The organism is Streptomyces scabichelini, assembly GCF_011045015.1.
Lineage (GTDB): Bacteria > Actinomycetota > Actinomycetes > Streptomycetales > Streptomycetaceae > Streptomyces > Streptomyces scabichelini.
This window is the reverse complement of record NZ_JAAKZY010000116.1, coordinates 14,639-31,970: the sequence shown is the minus strand read 5'-3', so window position 1 is coordinate 31,970 and position 17,332 is coordinate 14,639. Positions and strand designations below refer to the sequence as shown.

Below are 17,332 nucleotides of genomic sequence, written 5' to 3'. Positions count from 1 at the left end.
TCCCCGTCCCCGTCCCCGTCCCGTACGGTCGAGTCCCCCGGGCCGACGAAGTCGACGCGGCCCGCCTCCCCGAGCCCGACGCCCACGCGTACTCCGAGCCCGACGCCGACGCGTACCGAGCCCCCCGGGCCCCAGCCGCCGGACGGCTCGTACGCCCAGGTGGTGAACGTCGCCACGAACGTGTGCCTGGACGTCGAGAACGGCGACTTCGACAACGGTACGGACGTCATCGCCGCAGACTGCTCCTCATCAGAAACCCAGCGCTGGCGCGTCGACACCGCCCGGGGTGCCCTCCAGTCGTACGCCGACCCGGACTTCTGCCTGGACAGCCGGGACTCCGTCAGTGACGGTCTCGGCATCTGGGACTGCGACTCGCTCGACAGCAGCAACGGCGAGAACCTTCAGTTCACGGTGGACGGCACGGGTGTCATCCGCCCGGCCATCGCCCCGGACCACGCACTGACCCTGGAAGGCGGCGACAGGCTCGACCTCGACCCGGCCGACGGCGACGACGACGACCAGCGCTGGAAGGCGGGGGCGGGACCGGCCTGAGCTTGACTCTGAAACTCCTATAGATCGGGGATCTTGGAGTTTCGCGGTGCGGCAGCCTGGTCAGCGGGCATGCTCGGGTGGTTCCGATGGCCGATGCAGCTGTCGAGGTGCCCCGTCCGGCCTCGGCCCTTGGGCCTGCGGGCGTGGGTGCATCCGGTCCCCGCCCAGTGCCTCGGCGTCTGCCGTAGCGGCTGGTGTTGCAGACCGTGGTGTGCTCGGAAGCGTTGCGGGCCAAGCATCGACCGGGCACCGGCCTGCAACGCCGCCGCTGTCGTGTCCCTCAGGCCGCCACCGGCTCCGCCGCAAGGAACCCTTCCACGGCCTTCCCCGTGCGGCGGTCGAACTCGGTGTACTGCGCCTCGCGCTCGGCTCCCGCGACCGCGTCGCCGACCAGCAGATTGCCCTCGGCGTCGATGCGCTGAGGGCGCTCCTCGGCGTCGGGGAGCAGGGCGACGGAGGAGTGGGAGAACCCGCAGTAGTAGGCGATGCCCTCACTCAGGTTGGTCTCCAGCACGGCCTGCATTCCCTCCACGATGGGGTCGTCGGCGGTGGCACCGGCCAGGCCCAGCCACAGCATGCGCTTGCCCGCCAGGCGAGGCTTGCTGCGACCGTAGGCGAATCCGTAGTTCCACACGCGATCGATCCAGCCCTTGAGGAGGGCGGGCACGCTCTGCCAGTACACGGGGAACACGGCGACGACGACATCGGCGTCGAGAATGCGCTGCATATGAGCCCGGACTTCATCCGAGTACGGCTTCTCCCGGTTGCCCCAGTCAGGCTGGTCCGCCACGTTCATCCGCGGGTCGAATCCCTCGGCGTGCAGGTCGAGGAGGTCGACGACGTATCCGGCGCTCTCGAGTTGCGCAACGGTACGGCGGGCGGTGTGCGCGGTGAGGGAATCGGTGCGGTGATGTGCGATGACCACAAGGGCGGTTCCGGCTGCGCTGTCGAGGTGCGACATGGTCTCTCCTGGCTGGTCTCGGTCGGTTCTTCCAGTCCAGTACACCCGTGATCCATTGGATGATCCATGGGAGAAACGCTCCGCTGCATAGGAGTTCGTCTACGATGGCGCTCGTGGATCCTTTGAGTTCTCTGCTCAGTGGCATCCGGGCCGAGGGCTCGGTCGTCAGTCACGCCGTGCTGGAAGCGCCCTGGACCATCCGCTTCGCCGACAGCGCCCCGCTCACCATGGTGAGCGTGCTGCGTGGCGGCGGCACCCTGCTGCTGCCCGACGGCACCGAACAAGCGGTCGGCGTCGGCGACACGGCCATCGTGCGCGGCCCCGACCTGTTTCACCTGGCGGATCGGCCGACCTCCTGCAACCGCCCACACGTCGAGTACGAGATCGCCTGCTTCACAGAGGATGCCTCATGCACCGCCCAGGACCTCGGCGGCATCCGCTGGGGCAACGATCCGGACGGAGCGACCGCACTGATCGTGGGCGCCTACCGCGCATCGGGCCATCGCCATCAACGACTGCTGCGCGCCCTGCCACCCGTACTGGTGGTCAACGAGGACACCGAGGTTTGCGCCTGGCTGGAGACAGCCGCCGCCGACGCAGCCCTGCGTTCGGCCGGCTCGCAGGCGCTGATGGACCGACTCCTGGACTGGGCCCTCGTGTGCACGCTGCGCACCTGGTTCGAGCAGGCAGGACCGGACGCCCCCGACTGGTATCGCGGCCTGGCCGAACCGATCCTCGCCCCCGCCCTCCAAGCCTTCCACGCCCGGCCCTCCCAGACGTGGACGGTAGCGGCGCTCGCCGCCGAATCCGGCGTCTCCCGGGCGCTGTTCGCCAAACGCTTCACCGAGGTGATGGGCCGCCCGCCGCTGACGTACCTCACCGAATGCCGCATGGACGAGGCCGAGGCACTCCTGTCCGACACCGACTTCGCCATCGCTCAGATCGCCAGGTCTGTCGGCTACGCCGATGCCTTCGGCTTCAGCGCCGCCTTCAAACGCCATCGGGGCCTGAGCCCCAGCGTCTTCCGCGCCGCGGCGTCCTGACGTCCCACATCCCCGGGTAGCGGATGCCGCCGAAGACCACGGGCGGCCACTCCAGCACACCGAGGCCGGCGTGGTACGAGATGACGCTGTCGGCTACGCCGACGGTCCGGGCGCCTTCCATGAACACGGCCATCATGACCGCGCTGTCCTTGCCGCCGGACAGCTGGGGTGCGACGAGATCGTAGGAGGTCCAATCGGGGGTGCTGAGCGGGCAGTTGGCGGGACGCGAAGGCATGTCAGCTTCAGTGAGTCGAGAGTGGGCGGTGGGACTGGGTGCACCGGGCGGCGCGCAGTCCAAGGCGACGGCTGTGCCGGGGCCTTCGCCCAGGCGGCTGTGGGCTCGGCCTCGGGTTGCTCGAGGTAGGGCCACAGGGCGGGGAGGCCGAGCTCGGTCTCCTCCGGCTCGCGGCAGGATCGGCCGAGCCGGAACACGTAGCGGTGCGCCCGCAGTGCCGGAGGTTGCGGGCGCCGACTGCGGTCAGGGCCTCGCGCAGCCACAGGGCCGGGTCGCTGCCGGGCCGCAGCCGCAGAGCGCCGAGCGCGGTGAGCCGGGCGGCGACGTACTCACCGCCCTGCTCCTGGCGGCGGATCTTCTGGGCCGCGCGGTCGATGATGGCCCAGGCTCCCGGTGGCACTCCGATCGAGGTACAAGTGGTGGGCGCGATCACAGTCGGCCTGCGCCACTTCCCGCGACATCGCTGATCTGCGGACTGCTCGCGGCTGGGGCCTGCACCGGCTCGCCGGCGACCAGCTCGAACTGCGCTCCCCGGACGGGGGCGTCCACTCAACCGCGCCCGGCGGTCAGGGCCGTTCCGTTGCCCGTACTCGCGCCAGTACGTCACGGATCATGTCGGCGCTGATCGTGAAGTGATTCCGGGCGATCTCCTCCGCGCGCTCGGGCTCGCCCGCCGCGATGGCCTCGTACAGGGCCTTGTGGTCTTCGCCGCCCTGGTGGAAGTGGGACCGCTCGCCCTTGCCCCAGGGTTCGACCGGGAAGCCGAGGCTGATCCGGGCCAGCAGATCCCGGCTGAGCATGGTGATCTGCGGATTGCGGGTGGCCCCGCAGACGCTCTGGTGGAACGCGCTGTCCGCGTTCTGCTCCTCGCGGGGGTTGCGCGCCGACAGGTAGGCGGTCAGGGCGTCGCGCATCGGATCGAGGTCTTCGGGCCGTCGGCGTCGGGCGGCCGTCGCTGCCACCATGCCCTCCACCAGGCCGCGCAGATCGAAGAGCTGCTCGAACTGCTCCCATCGGGGCAGCAGGGTACGGCGCACCGCCGCGCCGGAGGACTCGGTCCAGCTGTCGCGTACAAACGCTCCGCCGTTGCGGCCGCGGCGGATCTCGATGACGCCCACGGCCTGGAGACGTCCGACGGCCTCGCGCACGGTGGGGCGGCTCACCCGCAGCAGCCGGGTGAGCTCGCGTTCGACCGGCAGCCGCTCCCCCGGCAGGAAGTCTCCGACGGCGATCGCGGTGAGCAGCCGGTCGGAGACCTCGTCGACCGCCGAGGCCACGCGCACCGGGCGCAGTTCAGGCGAGGGAGCGCCGCCGTGGAGGACGCGGTCGAGCATTCGGGAGAACTCGTCCTGCGGCGTCGGCTCGGATGAGTCAGGTGCGGATGTCAGCTGTCCTCCCGGGGTCGATCACGGATGCCGGACACGTAAACAGGCGGTTACTTCTGTTCGGGCACCCATAAAAGGTCTTGTGGACTGAGCATTTACCCAATGAGTATGTCAGCCATCCGCGTCACACTCACCTCTTTTCAGACATGGACCGACTGCTTCAGGCCGGTCCGGGAGGATCTCCCGTGGCGATCCCCGAACCGAACCACACCGGAACCGTCGACTTCAACGGCTGGTCCACCTGGTACCGGACGACGGGCGAGCCGGGCAGGACGCCCTTGGTCGTTCTGCACGGCGGACCCGGTGCCGGTCACGACTACACGCTGCGCATCGCGGGCATCGCCCAGCAGGGCCGCCAAGTGGTGCACTACGACCAACTCGGCATCGGACACTCCACCCATCTGCCCGGCAAGGGCGCCGACTTCTGGACCGTCCAGCTCTTCCTCGACGAACTCGACCATCTCCTCAAGGCGTTGGGCATCGCCGACGCCTACCACCTCCTCGGCCAGTCGTGGGGCGGCATGCTCGCCGCCGAACACGCCGTGCGCCGCCCGGCCGGGCTGCGCGGCCTGGTCATCGCGAACTCCCCCGCCTCCATGGAGCTCTGGCTGTCGGCGGCGAGCGGACTACGGGCCGCTCTGCCGCCCGAGGTACGGCGGATCCTGGACGAGCACGAGGCGGCCGGCACCACCGACAGCCCCGACTATCGGGCCGCCGAGAAAGTCTTCTACGACCGCCATGTCTGCCGGGTCGTCCCCAACCCGCCCGAGGTGGAGGCCACTTGGGCCAACGTCGCGGCCGACCCGACGGTGTACCACACCATGAACGGGCCCAATGAGTTCCATGTGATCGGCACCATGAAGGACTGGTCGGTCATCGACCGCCTCCACCTGATCGACGTGCCCACCCTGCTCGTCTCCGGACGGTACGACGAAGCCACTCCCGCCACTGTCCAGCCGTACGCGGACCGTGTCCGGGACGTCCGCTGGGAGATCTTCGAGCAGTCCAGCCACATGCCGCACGTCGAGGAGGAGGAGCTGTACCTCCAGGTCGTCGGCGCCTTCCTCGACTCCACCGACTGACGGGAGCCCTCCGATGCCCCGGAGCACCAGACACCGCACAGCCCTCGCCGCCGTCACCACCGCCCTCGCCCTCACCGCGGCCGCCTGCTCGTCCTCCGACGACGGCGCCTCGTCCGACCCGACCGCGTCTTCCTCGGGGGCCGGGTCGTCCGCCTTCCAGCCCGAGCACAAGGGCGGCACCCTGCGTCTCGTCGCCCACGCGGCCGCGGGCAGTTTCGACCCGCAGGTGAACTACACCCTTCAGTACTGGCAGTTGTACCAGTCGATGTACGACGGTCTGCTGGCGTTCAAGAAGACCGGCGGCCAGCAGTCGTTCACCGTCGTACCTGACCTGGCCGCGGCCATGCCCAAGGTGACCAACGGCGGCAAAACGTACACCTTCACGCTGCGCAAGGGCATCAAGTTCTCCAACGGGAAACCCGTGACCACCGACGACGTGGTGGCGTCCTTCCAGCGCATCTTCAAGGTCTCCAGCCCCACGGCGGGCACCTTCTACAACGGCATCGTCGGGGCGGACGCCTGCATCAAGAAGCCCGCGGACTGCACCCTCGACAAGGGCGTCGTCGGTGACGCCTCGGCCGGTACGGTGACCGTCAATCTCACCACTGCGGACCCGGAGCTCCCCTACAAGCTGGCAGTGCCGCACGCCAGCGTGGTGCCGAAGGACTCGCCGGCCAAGGACGCCGGTACCAAACCGCTGCCGACGACCGGCCCGTACATGGCGGCCTCGTACGACCCCAACCGGGCGCTGAAGCTGGTGCGCAACCCGCACTTCAAGGAGTGGTCGCGGGACGGGCAGCCCCAGGGCTACCCCGACAAGATCGACTACACCTTCGGCCAGACTGTCGAGTCCGAGGTGACCGCCGTCCAGAACGGCGAGGCCGACTGGATGTACGACCCGCCGCCCGCCGACCGCCTGAACGAGATCGGCACCGAGTACGCCTCCCAGGCGCACGTCAATCCGCTGACCGCGTTCTGGTATGTGACGCTGAACGTCAACATGGCGCCGTTCGACAACGAGTTGGCGCGTCAGGCCATCAACTGGGCCGTCGACCGGGAGGCCGTGGTCCGGCTGTACGGCGGCAAGAACCTCGCCTCTCCCGCGTGCACCATCCTGCCGCCCGGCTTCCCCGGACACGTCGACTCCTGCCAGTACTCCAAGGACGGGGACAAGACCTGGTCGGCCCCGGACCTGGCCAAGGCCAAGGAACTGGTCAAGAAGTCCGGCACGGCGGGGCAGGAGATCGGCATCGTCGTGAGCGACGACGAGGTCAACAAGTCGATCGGCCAGTATCTGCAGAGCCTGCTCAACCAGCTCGGCTACAAGGCCACGCTCAAGCCGCTGTCGGGGAACATCCAGTTCACCTACATCCAGAACACCAAGAACAAGGTGCAGCTGGCCCTGACGTCCTGGTACCAGGACTATCCGGCGGCCTCCGACTTCCTCAACGTGCTGCTGTCCTGTGCCTCGTTCCATCCCGGCAGCGACTCGAGCATCAACATCTCCGGGTTCTGCGACAAGGGCATCGACGCGAGGATGAAGGCGGCACTCAAGACCGGGCAGACCGATCAGAAGAGCGCCGACAACGAGTGGGGCACGATCGACCAGGACATCATGACGAAGTCGCCGGTCGTCCCGCTGATCAACCCGAAGATCATCGACTTCACGTCGAAGCGCGTCGGCAACTACCAGTTCAGCAAGCAATTCTACATGCTCGTCGGGCAGTTGTGGGTGAAGTGAGCCGCACCGTGCCCCTGTCGACCACCACTGCGGCCCGGCGCTCGCCGGGCCCCTGGCGGACGGCCGCCGCCGACCTGTTGCGCAACAGGTCGGCGGTGGCCGCGGCCATCGTCCTGCTCGTCGTCGTCGCGGTGAGCCTGTGCGCGCCGTTGTACGCGGACCACATCGCCCACACCGACCCGTTCCAGTCCCATGTCTCCGGCACCACGGTCGTGGACGGCAGGACCGTGCCGGTGCTCACCCCCAGCAGCACCGGTCTCGGGCTCGGCGTCACACCCATCGGCCCCACGTGGGACATGGCGCACTACTTCCTCGGCGCCGACAACCAGGGCCGCGACGTCATGGCACGCCTGCTGTACGGCGGCCGCACCAGCCTGCTCATCGGCGTCGCGGCGGCCCTGCTGACCTGCGTCGTCGGCACGGCCGTCGGAGTCCTCGCGGGTTATGCGGGCGGCGTCGTGGACGCCGTCATCTCCCGGGTCCTGGACGTCATCTGGGCGTTCCCGGTGTACCTGCTGGCCATCTGCCTGTCGGTGGTGCTGCTCACCAACGGCCTGCGCCTGGGGCCGGTCACCGTGGACGCGGGGAGCCTGTGGCTGCCCGTCGTGATCATCGCGGCGATCTATGTGCCGTACGTAGCCCGCCCGTTGCGCGGCCAGGTGCTGGTGCTGCGCAACAAGGAGTTCATCCAGGCGGCCATCGGCTCCGGCGCGCCCACCCTGCGCGTCATGCGCCGGGAGGTGCTGCCGAACGTCCTGCCCACGGCGATCGTCTTCGTACCGCTGATGACCGCGCTGGCCATGCTCACCGAGTCGGCTCTGTCCTTCCTGTCCGTCGGGGTCCAGCCGCCCGACGCCAGCTGGGGCACGATCATCGAGGACGGCCTGGGACTGCTCTACACCCGGCCCGCCGTGACGATCGCCCCTGGCCTGCTGATCGCGCTGACCACGGCGGCACTCAACGTCCTGGGGGACGGCGTGCGGGACGCGCTCGACCCGAGCGCCCGGCTGCGGGGAGGGGTGTGACGGATGCTGTACTTCGCCGCCCGGCGCTTCGTCTCGGCGCTCCTGGTCATGTTCGCGATCAGTGTGCTGGTGTTCCTGATCTTCTTCGCCACGCCCGGTGTCGATCCCGCGGCGCGCATCGCGGGCCGTAACGCCGACCCGGCCACGCTGGCCCAGGTGCGGCACTCCTTCGGGCTCGACCGGCCACTTCCGATCCGGTACCTGCTGATGATGCGACACCTGCTGATCGACCGTGATCTGGAGTCGTTCGTCAACCGAGGAGCCCGCGTCATCCCGCAGATCGTGCAGGCGATGCCCGTGACGCTTTCGCTGGTGGTGGGAGCGGCGGTCATCTGGATGGCGGTCGGCATCCTCATGGGCACGGCCGCGGCGACGCTGCGCGGCACGGCCGTCGACCCGCTGATCATGCTGGTCGGGGTGGTCGGCGTGTCGCTGCCCGCCTACTGGCTCGGCGAGGTCGTCAACCTGATCACCCAGAAACAGCTGCACGGCACGGTGTTCTCCTGGGTCCCGCCACCCGGATACGTCGGGCTGAGCCAGAACCCCGGCCAGTGGGCGCTGCATCTGCTGTTCCCGTGGCTGACCCTGTCACTGCTGTACGCCGGGATCTACGCCCGGCTGCTGCGCGGTGAAGTGGTCACCGCGCTGAACGAGGACTACGTTCGCACCGCGCGGGCCAAGGGCCTGTCCGAGCGGCGGATCCTCGTCCGGCACGCGCTGCGCTGCTCGCTCATCCCGATCGTCTCGCTGTTCGGCCTGGACTTCGGTGCGCTCGTGGGTGGCGCCGCCCTGCTCACCGAGGTGGTCTTCGGACTGCCCGGCATCGGCAAGCTCACCTTTGACGCGCTGCAGAACCTGGACCTGCCCGTGATCATGGGGACCGTCCTGTACGCGGCGTTCTTCGTGGTCCTCGCCAACGCGCTGGTGGACATCCTGTACGCGCGACTCGATCCGAGGGCCCGCCATGTCTGACCACTTGTCCGACCCCATGTCCGACCAACTCCTGCTGGACGTACGCGACTTGAGGGTTTCGTTCCGCACTCGCCGCGGCCGCGTCACGGCCGTCGACGGCCTCTCCCTCTCGGTTGCCCCCGGCGAAATCCTGGGCGTCGTGGGCGAGTCGGGCTCGGGCAAGAGCGTGTCGATGCTGGCCGTGCTGCGGCTGCTGACCAACCCGAACGTGACCGTCTCGGGCGAAGTCCTCTTCCGCGGCCGCGACTTGCTCACTCTCCCCGACAAACAGATGCGTGCGGTACGGGGCCGGGAGATCGCCATGGTCTTCCAGGACCCGATGACCGCGCTCACCCCCGTGTACACCGTGGGCTGGCAGATCGCCGAGCAGATACGGGCCCACGAGCAGGTGTCCCGGAAGGAGGCGCACGCACGCGCGGTCGGGCTGCTGTCCGATGTCGGCATCCCCGACGCCGCCTCGCGGGTGAACGCCTACCCGCACGAGTTCTCCGGCGGCATGCGGCAGCGTGCGGTCATCGCGATGGCTCTCGCCTGCTCGCCCGCGCTGCTGATCGCCGACGAACCCACCACGGCACTGGACGTGACCATCCAGGCGCAGATCCTCGACCTGATGCGGGAGCTCAACGCGCGCGGCTCCGCCGTGGTGCTGATCACCCACGACATGGGCGTGGTCTCCGAGATCGCCGACCGGGTGCTGGTCATGTACGGCGGCCGGGCGGCCGAGGAAGGCCCGCGCCAGGCGGTGTTCCACGGTCCGCGGCACCCGTACACCTGGGGGCTGCTCGACTCGGTGCCCCGCGTCGGCGGGCCCCGGCTGCGGCGGCTGCCCACCATCGCGGGCGTGCCCGTATCGCCGGACAGCCTGCCGGAGGGATGCGCGTTCGCGCCACGCTGCCGGCTGCGTCACGACCGGTGCGAGGAACGCCCCCAACTCTCCGCCGCGCCCGCCGACTTCACGCACCGCGATGCCTGCTGGTTGTCGCCCGGTGACCGTGCGTCGCTGCGGCTTGCGGCGCGGGCGGCGGCGACCGGGGCCGGTGCGACCGCGGAGACGGACGCCGATGCCGGCGCCGGCGGTACCGGACCCGCGCCGGCCAGGGCGAACAAGGCGGACAACGCGGAAAAGGCAGAAAAGGCAGAAAGGGCGAACAAGGTGGACGCAGACAGGGAGGCGGCGCCGTGACAGCGCAGGAGATCGTGGCGGCGAACAACCATGCCGGGCCGGGCGGCGACGTGCTGCTGCGCGCTTCGGACGTCGCCAAGCACTACCCCCTGCGCGCGGACTCGCTCGCCCGGCCCCGGAGAGTACTGAGGGCCGTGGACGGAGTGTCGCTGGAGGTGCGCGGCGGGGAGACGCTCGGCATCGTCGGCGAGTCCGGCTGCGGCAAGTCCACCCTCGGCCGCTGCCTGGTCAGGCTCACCGACATCACGAGCGGCCGGGTCGAGTTCGACGGCCAGGACATCACCACGCTGTCGGCGCGCCGTCTGCGCCGCGTACGTCCGGGCATGCAGCTGGTCTTCCAGGACCCGCAGGCCTCACTCAACCCGCGGCGCCGGGCCGGGGACATCGTGGCCGAGCCGCTGCTCATCCACCGGTACGGGGACGGCGCCGCGGTCCGGCGCCGGGTGGCCGAGCTGTTCGACGTCGTGGGCCTTGCCTCGGCGCACCTGGACCGGTATCCGCACGAGTTCTCCGGCGGCCAGCGCCAGCGCATCGGCATCGCCCGGGCACTGGCCACCTCTCCAAAGCTGATCGTCGCGGACGAACCAGTGTCCGCGCTCGACGTGTCGATCCAGGCCCAGGTGCTCAACCTCTTCGCCGATCTCCAGGACGAGTTCGGGCTGACGTACGTCTTCATCGCCCACGACCTCGGCGTGGTCCGCCATGTCTCGGACCGGATCGCCGTCATGTACCTGGGCGAGATCGTCGAGCTCGCCGAGACGGAAACGCTGTACGCGGCTCCCGCCCACCCCTACACCCAGGCGCTGATGTCCGCGGTCCCGGAGATCGACGACGGTGTCGGCGAGGCGGGCGGCGGTGCGGACGCGCCGCGCAGGGAACGCATCATCCTCACCGGCGAAGTGCCCAACCCGGTGACCAAGCCGACCGGCTGCACGTTCCACACCCGCTGCCCGTACGCCCGCGAGCGCTGCGCGATGGAACGTCCCCGGCTCACCCGGACGGTCTCAGGCCGCCAGGCCGCCTGCCACTACCCGCTGGCCGGCTGAAGGACCCAGGTCCGGCTGACGGTGCTCGCAGCCGGAACCATGTGTCACGTCGTCCGGAACACTGTCTGTGCCTCCCTCAGGCGCAGGTCCTCCAGCGTCCGCAGTTGTCGTTGGGCTCTTTCCAGCAGCTCGTCGAGTCCTTGCTGGTCAAGGCGCTCGTCACTCCCGGAGAGCCGGCGCAGGGTCCGCCATCCGGCGGCTTTTCCTTCGACTCCCAGGCGAAGGAACTCCAGCTCCGCCACCGAGGTGAGCGGAGAGCGACGTATCAGACGGCCATTGCTTTTCAGGCGGCCCACCGTCTCGACCAATTGCCCCGCATAGACCTTGTAACGCCGCGCCGGAACACCGAGCCGCCTCATGATGTCCAGCAGGCTCGCCCGGTCCTGTGCGATCTCGCCGGCGATGGGTTCCAACGCTTCAGCGAGTTCGGAGCCCTGCAGCGTGGTGACCATGTGCTGGGCGCGCCGGGTACCGACGATTGCTCCCGCCAAGTGGTCGTTGAGATAGATGCCGAGCAGCTCCGTGCGAAGCCTGCCGCCGTGCTGCACCGCTCCTGCGGCGGAACTCCGGATATCACTCATCACGCGACTCCCCACCATGGGCAGCGGACGAATACGACCAGCCGGACAGTTATGGAGCGATATAGACGGATAGGTGCGCGGCCGCCGGACGAATGCTCCGTCCGGACTCGGAAGCTGCGTGGCGTGCCGCAGCTGCGTGGTGTGCCGCGGTCGCGAGCCGTCGGCGGAGAGCGACTCCGACGCCGTGCCCCGTCAGCTCCCTCACGACAAAGGGCGGGACCGCGGCACAGCATCCGTGTCTCCCCGACCCGCAGAAGGTAAACATCACGTTCTCCCTCACTTCGAGCGGCGGCAGGGATTGATCCGCGGCGCGGTGGAGACCCGTAACGCCATCAGCGCCCACCACGAGCCGGACGGCGCCGGCCGCCGGGGACGCACCGCGTGATTCCGCTGCGGGCCAGGCGGTACTCGTAGGAGCAGCAGGGCTGAGTCGAAGTCGATGCGCTGGGTACCGGTGGTGTCCGGAGCAGGGATCGTCGGAGACGGCCGACATGCACGGAGGATGCAGCGGCTGGCGTCCGGAAACGGAGCAGCAGTGGCGCAGAACGCGGATGACGCCGCTCTCGACGGGCGGCGCCCAGTTACCGAACTGCATCTGGCGGGAGGAGCGGCCGAGGAGCCCCGTCGGGAGGATGTGCGCGCGGAAAAAGATCTTCCGCCCGACCGCCATCAGGCGATCCTGGAAGCGACGAAACAGGTCGCCGCCGTCCTGAAGCGGCACGGACACGACTTCGCCCTCGCCGGCAGCGTCGCCGTGTACGCCCACGGCGGGGTGGGCAATCTCCAGCACGACGCCGACTTCTGCATCAGGCCCGAGGACGCCGAAGAGATCGCCGCCACGCTGGAGGAAGCCGGTCTGACGGTGTACGCGCCTCCCGAGGACTGGTTGCTGAAGGCCAAGTGTCTCGGGCAGGACGTGGACCTCATCTTCGGCCTTGCCCATGAGCCGGTCAGCACGGAACTGCTCGGCAGGGCGATGGACCTGTCGGTGGACTCCGTACAGATGCCGGTCCTGGCACCGACCGACCTGCTGCGGAGCCTGGTCGCCGCCTTCTCCGAGCACCACTGCGACTTCGGCGCCGTCCTGCCGATCGCCCGGCTGCTGCGCGAGAAGGTCGACTGGGAACGGATCCGCCGCGAGTTCGGGGACGCACCGATGCCGGCCGCCTTCCTCTATTTGCTGGAGCGCCTCGACGTCATCGCACCGCAGGGAGGACATCGATGAACGACCGAGCCGGACATGACCCGGCTGGTACCAGGACCACGGCGGACGCCGCAGCCGCCGGGAACAACGCCGTCGAGAACAACGTCGAGTACCGAATCGCCCATCTGCAGGAGCGGCTCGCCGCAGGGGAACTGGGCGAACTCGGCATGCGTGTCGAGACACGGGGATCGGCCGTGGCGGTCATCGGCACCGTGCCCACCGCGCACTGCCGCGAGGAGATTCTGCGCACCGTGGACGAGGAACTGGCCGGCCTGGCCGTCCATTACGACATCGTCGTGGCCGAGGCCGCGGCTCCCGATCATCCCGAGGAGGTGGCATGATCCGCGTCGCGGCTGTCGGGGACATTCACATGGGGCTCGACAGTCAGGGCCTGCTCAGGCCCGCCTTCGACACCCTGCCCGACTGTGCCGACGTTCTGCTCCTGGCCGGCGACCTCACCCGGCACGGCACGCCGGAGGAAGCGCGTGTGGTCGCCCAGGAGGTGGCCGGTCTGCCCGTACCGGTCGTCGCCGTGCTCGGCAACCACGATCACCACGACGAGAAGCCGGAGGAGGTCACCGCCGTTCTGCGCGAGGCGGGTGTGCGCGTACTCGAGGGGCAGGGAACGGTCGTCGAGGTCGACGGCACGCGCGTCGGCGTCGCCGGCACGAAGGGTTTCGGCGGCGGGTTCGTCGGCCGGAGCGGCAGCGAGTTCGGCGAACCGCTGATGAAGGAGTTCATCCGGTACACGCGCCGCTGCGCCGACGGTCTGCGTGCCTCGCTCGACGAACTGGCCGGGCAGGGCTGCGGGACGCGGATCGCGCTCACGCACTTCTCCCCCGTGCCGGACACGCTGGCCGGCGAGCCCCCGGAGATCTATCCGTTCCTCGGCAGTTACCTCCTGGCCGAGGCGATCGACACGGCGGGCGCGGACCTGGCCGTCCACGGACACGCACACGCCGGTACGGAACACGGCATGACCAGCGGGGGCATCCCGGTCCGCAACGTCGCACAGCCGGTCCTTCGCAGGGCGTTCAGCGTCTATCACCTGCACAGCCACGAGGTGCCGACGACGGCTGCCACCTCCGCCGGCACCTTCGGCTGAGCAGGCGTTAGCCCTCCCTGGGCAGGGGCACCCGGAGGCCGTGGCGGTGTGCACAGCATCAGCCGCCGCACCCGGACTGGAGGTACTGGACATGGGACACGAAGGAAACGTCATCAACGAGCTGGTGACCGATCACCGGGAGGTCGAGGCGATCTTCGGCCGCATCGAGGCACTGCCATCCGGTGACAAGGACCGCAAGGTCTACGCCGACCAGGCCACCATGGAACTCGTACGCCACTCCGTGGCCGAGGAGGCCTATCTCTACCCGGCCGTGCGTGAGTACCTGCCCAACGGGGACACGGTGGCCGACAAGGAGATCGACGACCATTCCAAGGCCGAGCAGATCATGAAGGACCTGGAGAGCTGCGAGGCGGGCGACGCCGAGTTCGACCGGCTCATCGGCATGCTGATGAACGAGATCCGCTCGCACGTGGCCGACGAGGAGGAGAACCTCTTCCCCATGCTGCGCGAAGCGGCCCCCGCCGGGTCCCTCGACGAGTTGGGCGACAAGGTCCGGCAGGCGAAGAAGCTGGCACCGACGCGGCCGCACCCGTCCGCGCCGTCCAAGCCTCCGGCCAACAAACTCCTCGCGCCCGGAGCGGGTCTGGTGGACCGGATGCGCGATGCGCTGACGGGGCGCGGGAAGAAGAAGGACTGAGACAAGACCTGCGCCGGTCCCTGGCACCGGTCACCGCCGGCCGATCGACCTGGTCGGCTCGGCTGTCGGCCGGCGCCCCTGCTCTGCCGCGAGGCCGAGGTGGCGCGGTGGGCGTCACGGCTCGGGCTCGCGGCTCACGGCTCACGGCTCACGGCTCGGGCGGGATTGGCCCGGCGGGTCGCGGGTACTCCGGGGAGTTGTCGGCGTACAAGGCAGCGCGCATTCCGCAGCTGCCCCGACACCTCACCACCTGGAGGGCCCCATGGCAGATGTCAGCCCCATTGACCTGCAGAAAGCCTTGTCCGGTGCGGACTACCCGGCCGACCCCAAAAAGCTTGCGAAGGTCGCCCGGGACAACGGCGCCCCGAAGGAGCTCACCGAGCGCATTTCCCACCTCGGGAAGAAGAAGTTCGAGAACCCGGCCGAGGTGAGCAAAGCCGTCTTCGGCGGTCAATGACCGACTTCCGTCCACGGCGGCCGGGGCCTTGTGCCCCGGCCGTCGCTTCTGGCAGGCGTTCAGCGGCGAGCGCGGCTGTCCACGCAGGGGCTCAGGCACTCCGCAGCGATCGCCCGTACGGTTCCGGCGTCGGCCGTCCGTCCTCGGGCCGGCTCAGGAAGTGGGCGACGGTGCGCTCGAGCCCCTCTTCCCATGTCACCTTCGGTACCCAGCCGAAGAGCTCGCGGGCGAAGGTCGTGTCGGGCCGACGCTCCACCGGAGCAACAGCGCCGGAGGGGGGATCGACGAACTCCAGGCGCGCGTCCGAGCCCGTCAGGTCGATCACCCGGCGAGCGGTCTCCAGGACGGTCGTCTCGTCACCGCCACCGATGTCGACCGGCCGCACCGACCGGCTGGCGGCCACCAGCAGCACGCCCTCGACCGTGTCGTCGACGTAGCACAGGGAGTGCTTCTGGCTGCCGTCGCCCGCGATGTTCACCGGTCCTCCGGCCAGCGCCTGGTTGATGAAGGTGGGCACCGCTCGGCCGTCGTCTGCCCGCATCCGGGGACCATACGTATTGGACACCCGTACGATTCCGGCGTCGGTCCCCCTGTCTCTCACGTACGCGGTGGCCAGCACCTCGGAGAACCGCACCAGCGGATCACCGTGGACCTCGGACGTGGAAGCGAGCAGGAACCGCGCGCCGTCCCGGTCGGCCATGGCCAGGGCATTGCGGGTACCGAGGCTGCCGGCGTCGAGCGTCTCCAGCGCAGGACGCGGACAGCCGGCCGGCGAAACGGGACAGGAGAAGTGCAGGACCAGGTCGTAGGAGCCGCCGAGCTCGTCCACCCAGCCGGGCTCCGAGACGTCGTACTCCAGGAAGCGGAAAACTGGGCGACCGGCCAGGTGCCCGATATTGCCGGCCGCTCCGGATGACAGGTTGTCCACGCAGTCGACTTCGACGCCCTCATCCAGCAGGCGTTCGCACATGTGCGAGCCGAGGAAACCGGCGCCTCCGGTCACGACGGCTCGTCCCCACGGAGGCCGCGTCGTCAGCGTGGTGAACGTCGTCGGCGGCGTCATCAGAGCGACCTTCCTTCCGCCGATGATGAGACACCGGCGGGCCGACTCCGAGCGACCTGTCGGCCCGCCGCTGTCCTGACGGCAGCTCACGGGTGCCCCTCCGAGTCGCTTTCATACTCTGACGTCTGGCGATGCGGCTGTGTACGAGGACTGAACGGTGCCGGCCCCTGCACGCGAACCGCCCCGCCGGCGGGGCGGGGCGGGCGAGCCGGGCGGGTCAGGGCCAGGACGGCTCCCTGCGCGGTACGACGACGAGTTCCGACACCGCGCTGCCCGCCGGGACCGACAGGGCGTACAGCACCGTGTCGGCCACGATGTCCGGGCTCTGCAGCATGGACACGTCGGCGTCCGGGAACCGATCGAGGATGAACGGGGTCCGCATGCCGCCGGCGATGATCCCGGTGACGCCGATTCCCTGGCAGTCCCGCTGCGCCTCCTTGAACAAGGTGTGGGTGAAGGCACGCAGCCCCGACTTGCCCGCCGAGTAGGGTCCGGCCTCGGTCCAGGTGCGGTTCGCAGCCGTGGACAGGATGTTGACGATGTGACCGCCGCCACGAGCGACCATGCGCCGGTATGTCTCGAGGCACAGATACATCGGCCCCAGCAGATTGGTGGCGATGACGCGCGTCACCTCGTCGGCCGTCAGCTGCTCGATCGACTTGGTGACGTCCACGGCGGCGTTGTTGACCAGGACGTCCACCGCCTGGCCGGTCTCCTCGAGGTCCCGGAAGACCTCCGCGACCGCGTCGGCGTCCCGCACGTCCATCTCCACGAAGCGAGCGTCGCGGCCCGCCCGCCCGAGGTCGTCGCAGAGGTCCTGCGCCAGATCCTTGCGTACGTCGGCGACCAGCACGGACGCACCCGCCCCGGCCAGCCTTCGCGAGATCGAGGCGCCCAGGCCCCGTGCCCCGCCGGTCACCAACGCCTGCTTGCCGTGGAGATCGACCTGTACTCCGCCGCCCATGCCTCTGCCTTCCATCGTGCCGGATGATGCGGTACACGCTCGGCGACCGCTCCACATCCCACTGTGACCGTGGTG

At 69.4% G+C, this 17,332-nt stretch carries 19 protein-coding genes; 13 read left to right on the top strand and 6 right to left on the bottom strand.

The features are described 5' to 3' along the window. The coding region (locus G5C60_RS30475; protein ID WP_165264211.1) for a ricin-type beta-trefoil lectin domain protein at positions 1-552 on the top strand (552 nt) is incomplete at its 5' end. Between the two features lie 280 nt (positions 553-832). Here G5C60_RS30475 and G5C60_RS30470 read toward each other — a convergent pair. Continuing rightward, the gene (locus G5C60_RS30470) at positions 833-1,513 is read right to left on the bottom strand and encodes an NAD(P)H oxidoreductase (RefSeq protein ID WP_165264210.1); all 681 of its coding nucleotides are present in this window, start codon (positions 1,511-1,513) and stop codon (positions 833-835) included. 113 nt (positions 1,514-1,626) lie between these two features. Here G5C60_RS30470 and G5C60_RS30465 point away from each other — a divergent pair, with 113 nt between their 5' ends. Beyond that, positions 1,627-2,556: an AraC family transcriptional regulator gene (locus G5C60_RS30465; protein WP_420907425.1), complete on the top strand. Its 930-nt coding sequence runs from the start codon at positions 1,627-1,629 to the stop codon at positions 2,554-2,556. Here G5C60_RS30465 and G5C60_RS30460 read toward each other — a convergent pair. Together G5C60_RS30460 and G5C60_RS30455 are read right to left on the bottom strand one after the other, a co-directional pair. Continuing rightward, complete coding sequence (locus tag G5C60_RS30460) at positions 2,504-2,791, bottom strand: hypothetical protein (RefSeq protein WP_165264208.1); 288 nt, start codon at positions 2,789-2,791, stop codon at positions 2,504-2,506. The two genes, G5C60_RS30465 and G5C60_RS30460, sit on opposite strands and share 53 nt — an antisense overlap. A 566-nt stretch (positions 2,792-3,357) precedes the next feature. After that, a complete protein-coding gene (locus G5C60_RS30455; RefSeq protein WP_165264207.1) occupies positions 3,358-4,125 on the bottom strand; it encodes a FadR/GntR family transcriptional regulator in 768 nt (255 codons plus the stop codon). A 236-nt stretch (positions 4,126-4,361) separates the two neighbouring features. Here G5C60_RS30455 and G5C60_RS30450 point away from each other — a divergent pair, with 236 nt between their 5' ends. From G5C60_RS30450 to G5C60_RS30425, 6 genes are read left to right on the top strand one after another with little or no spacing between them, the layout of a single operon-like run. Then, complete coding sequence (locus G5C60_RS30450; RefSeq protein ID WP_165264206.1) at positions 4,362-5,258, top strand: proline iminopeptidase-family hydrolase; 897 nt, start codon at positions 4,362-4,364, stop codon at positions 5,256-5,258. Between the two features lie 13 nt (positions 5,259-5,271). Then, entirely contained in the window at positions 5,272-6,999 is a 1,728-nt protein-coding gene (locus tag G5C60_RS30445) for an ABC transporter substrate-binding protein (RefSeq protein ID WP_165264205.1), read from the top strand. A gap of 8 nt (positions 7,000-7,007) precedes the next feature. Further along, positions 7,008-8,024 (top strand): ABC transporter permease subunit, encoded by a 1,017-nt coding sequence (locus G5C60_RS30440; RefSeq protein ID WP_165264204.1) that lies wholly within the window; start codon positions 7,008-7,010, stop codon positions 8,022-8,024. Positions 8,025-8,027: 3 nt separating this feature from the next. Beyond that, positions 8,028-8,996 carry an ABC transporter permease gene (locus tag G5C60_RS30435; protein WP_165264203.1) on the top strand — a complete coding sequence of 323 codons (969 nt, stop codon included), beginning with the start codon at positions 8,028-8,030 and terminating at the stop codon, positions 8,994-8,996. Then, entirely contained in the window at positions 8,989-10,179 is a 1,191-nt protein-coding gene (locus G5C60_RS30430) for an ABC transporter ATP-binding protein (protein WP_420907424.1), read from the top strand. The genes G5C60_RS30435 and G5C60_RS30430 overlap by 8 nt, the downstream gene beginning before the upstream one ends. Further along, on the top strand, positions 10,176-11,225 hold the full coding sequence (locus G5C60_RS30425; protein WP_165264202.1) for an oligopeptide/dipeptide ABC transporter ATP-binding protein: 1,050 nt from the start codon (positions 10,176-10,178) through the stop codon (positions 11,223-11,225). Before G5C60_RS30430 ends, G5C60_RS30425 begins: the two co-directional genes overlap by 4 nt. A 44-nt stretch (positions 11,226-11,269) precedes the next feature. Here the strand turns inward: G5C60_RS30425 and G5C60_RS30420 are convergent, their stop codons facing one another. Further along, complete coding sequence (locus tag G5C60_RS30420) at positions 11,270-11,806, bottom strand: hypothetical protein (protein WP_165264201.1); 537 nt, start codon at positions 11,804-11,806, stop codon at positions 11,270-11,272. A 535-nt stretch (positions 11,807-12,341) separates the two neighbouring features. On the opposite strand from G5C60_RS30420, the gene G5C60_RS30415 reads away from it, so the two are divergent. The 5 genes from G5C60_RS30415 to G5C60_RS30395 all read left to right on the top strand — a co-directional run bounded on the left by G5C60_RS30415 (position 12,342) and on the right by G5C60_RS30395 (position 15,230). After that, positions 12,342-13,031, top strand: a complete 690-nt coding sequence (locus G5C60_RS30415; protein WP_420907423.1) for a nucleotidyltransferase family protein — start codon at positions 12,342-12,344, stop codon at positions 13,029-13,031. After that, positions 13,028-13,351 carry a BON domain-containing protein gene (locus G5C60_RS30410; protein ID WP_241267186.1) on the top strand — a complete coding sequence of 108 codons (324 nt, stop codon included), beginning with the start codon at positions 13,028-13,030 and terminating at the stop codon, positions 13,349-13,351. The genes G5C60_RS30415 and G5C60_RS30410 overlap by 4 nt, the downstream gene beginning before the upstream one ends. Beyond that, positions 13,348-14,115 (top strand): metallophosphoesterase family protein, encoded by a 768-nt coding sequence (locus tag G5C60_RS30405; RefSeq protein WP_165264199.1) that lies wholly within the window; start codon positions 13,348-13,350, stop codon positions 14,113-14,115. Before G5C60_RS30410 ends, G5C60_RS30405 begins: the two co-directional genes overlap by 4 nt. A 91-nt stretch (positions 14,116-14,206) precedes the next feature. After that, positions 14,207-14,773, top strand: a complete 567-nt coding sequence (locus G5C60_RS30400; protein ID WP_165264198.1) for a hemerythrin domain-containing protein — start codon at positions 14,207-14,209, stop codon at positions 14,771-14,773. A 262-nt stretch (positions 14,774-15,035) separates the two neighbouring features. Then, the gene (locus G5C60_RS30395; protein WP_165264197.1) at positions 15,036-15,230 is read left to right on the top strand and encodes a DUF2795 domain-containing protein; all 195 of its coding nucleotides are present in this window, start codon (positions 15,036-15,038) and stop codon (positions 15,228-15,230) included. Between the two features lie 91 nt (positions 15,231-15,321). Here the strand turns inward: G5C60_RS30395 and G5C60_RS30390 are convergent, their stop codons facing one another. Continuing rightward, positions 15,322-16,293 (bottom strand): NAD-dependent epimerase/dehydratase family protein, encoded by a 972-nt coding sequence (locus tag G5C60_RS30390; protein ID WP_165264196.1) that lies wholly within the window; start codon positions 16,291-16,293, stop codon positions 15,322-15,324. Positions 16,294-16,510: 217 nt separating this feature from the next. After that, the gene (locus tag G5C60_RS30385; protein WP_241267185.1) at positions 16,511-17,272 is read right to left on the bottom strand and encodes an SDR family oxidoreductase; all 762 of its coding nucleotides are present in this window, start codon (positions 17,270-17,272) and stop codon (positions 16,511-16,513) included. Positions 17,273-17,332: the final 60 nt, after the last annotated feature.

Coding starts and splice junctions, on each gene's coding strand:
- G5C60_RS30470 (WP_165264210.1), bottom strand. CDS start 1,513: ATGTCGCACCTCGACAGCGCAGCCGGAACCGCCCTTGTGGTCATCGCA.
- G5C60_RS30460 (WP_165264208.1), bottom strand. CDS start 2,791: ATGCCTTCGCGTCCCGCCAACTGCCCGCTCAGCACCCCCGATTGGACC.
- G5C60_RS30455 (WP_165264207.1), bottom strand. CDS start 4,125: ATGCTCGACCGCGTCCTCCACGGCGGCGCTCCCTCGCCTGAACTGCGC.
- G5C60_RS30445 (WP_165264205.1), top strand. CDS start 5,272: ATGCCCCGGAGCACCAGACACCGCACAGCCCTCGCCGCCGTCACCACC.
- G5C60_RS30435 (WP_165264203.1), top strand. CDS start 8,028: ATGCTGTACTTCGCCGCCCGGCGCTTCGTCTCGGCGCTCCTGGTCATG.
- G5C60_RS30430 (WP_420907424.1), top strand. CDS start 8,989: ATGTCTGACCACTTGTCCGACCCCATGTCCGACCAACTCCTGCTGGAC.
- G5C60_RS30420 (WP_165264201.1), bottom strand. CDS start 11,806: ATGAGTGATATCCGGAGTTCCGCCGCAGGAGCGGTGCAGCACGGCGGC.
- G5C60_RS30410 (WP_241267186.1), top strand. CDS start 13,028: ATGAACGACCGAGCCGGACATGACCCGGCTGGTACCAGGACCACGGCG.
- G5C60_RS30405 (WP_165264199.1), top strand. CDS start 13,348: ATGATCCGCGTCGCGGCTGTCGGGGACATTCACATGGGGCTCGACAGT.
- G5C60_RS30400 (WP_165264198.1), top strand. CDS start 14,207: ATGGGACACGAAGGAAACGTCATCAACGAGCTGGTGACCGATCACCGG.
- G5C60_RS30395 (WP_165264197.1), top strand. CDS start 15,036: ATGGCAGATGTCAGCCCCATTGACCTGCAGAAAGCCTTGTCCGGTGCG.
- G5C60_RS30390 (WP_165264196.1), bottom strand. CDS start 16,293: ATGACGCCGCCGACGACGTTCACCACGCTGACGACGCGGCCTCCGTGG.
- G5C60_RS30385 (WP_241267185.1), bottom strand. CDS start 17,272: ATGGAAGGCAGAGGCATGGGCGGCGGAGTACAGGTCGATCTCCACGGC.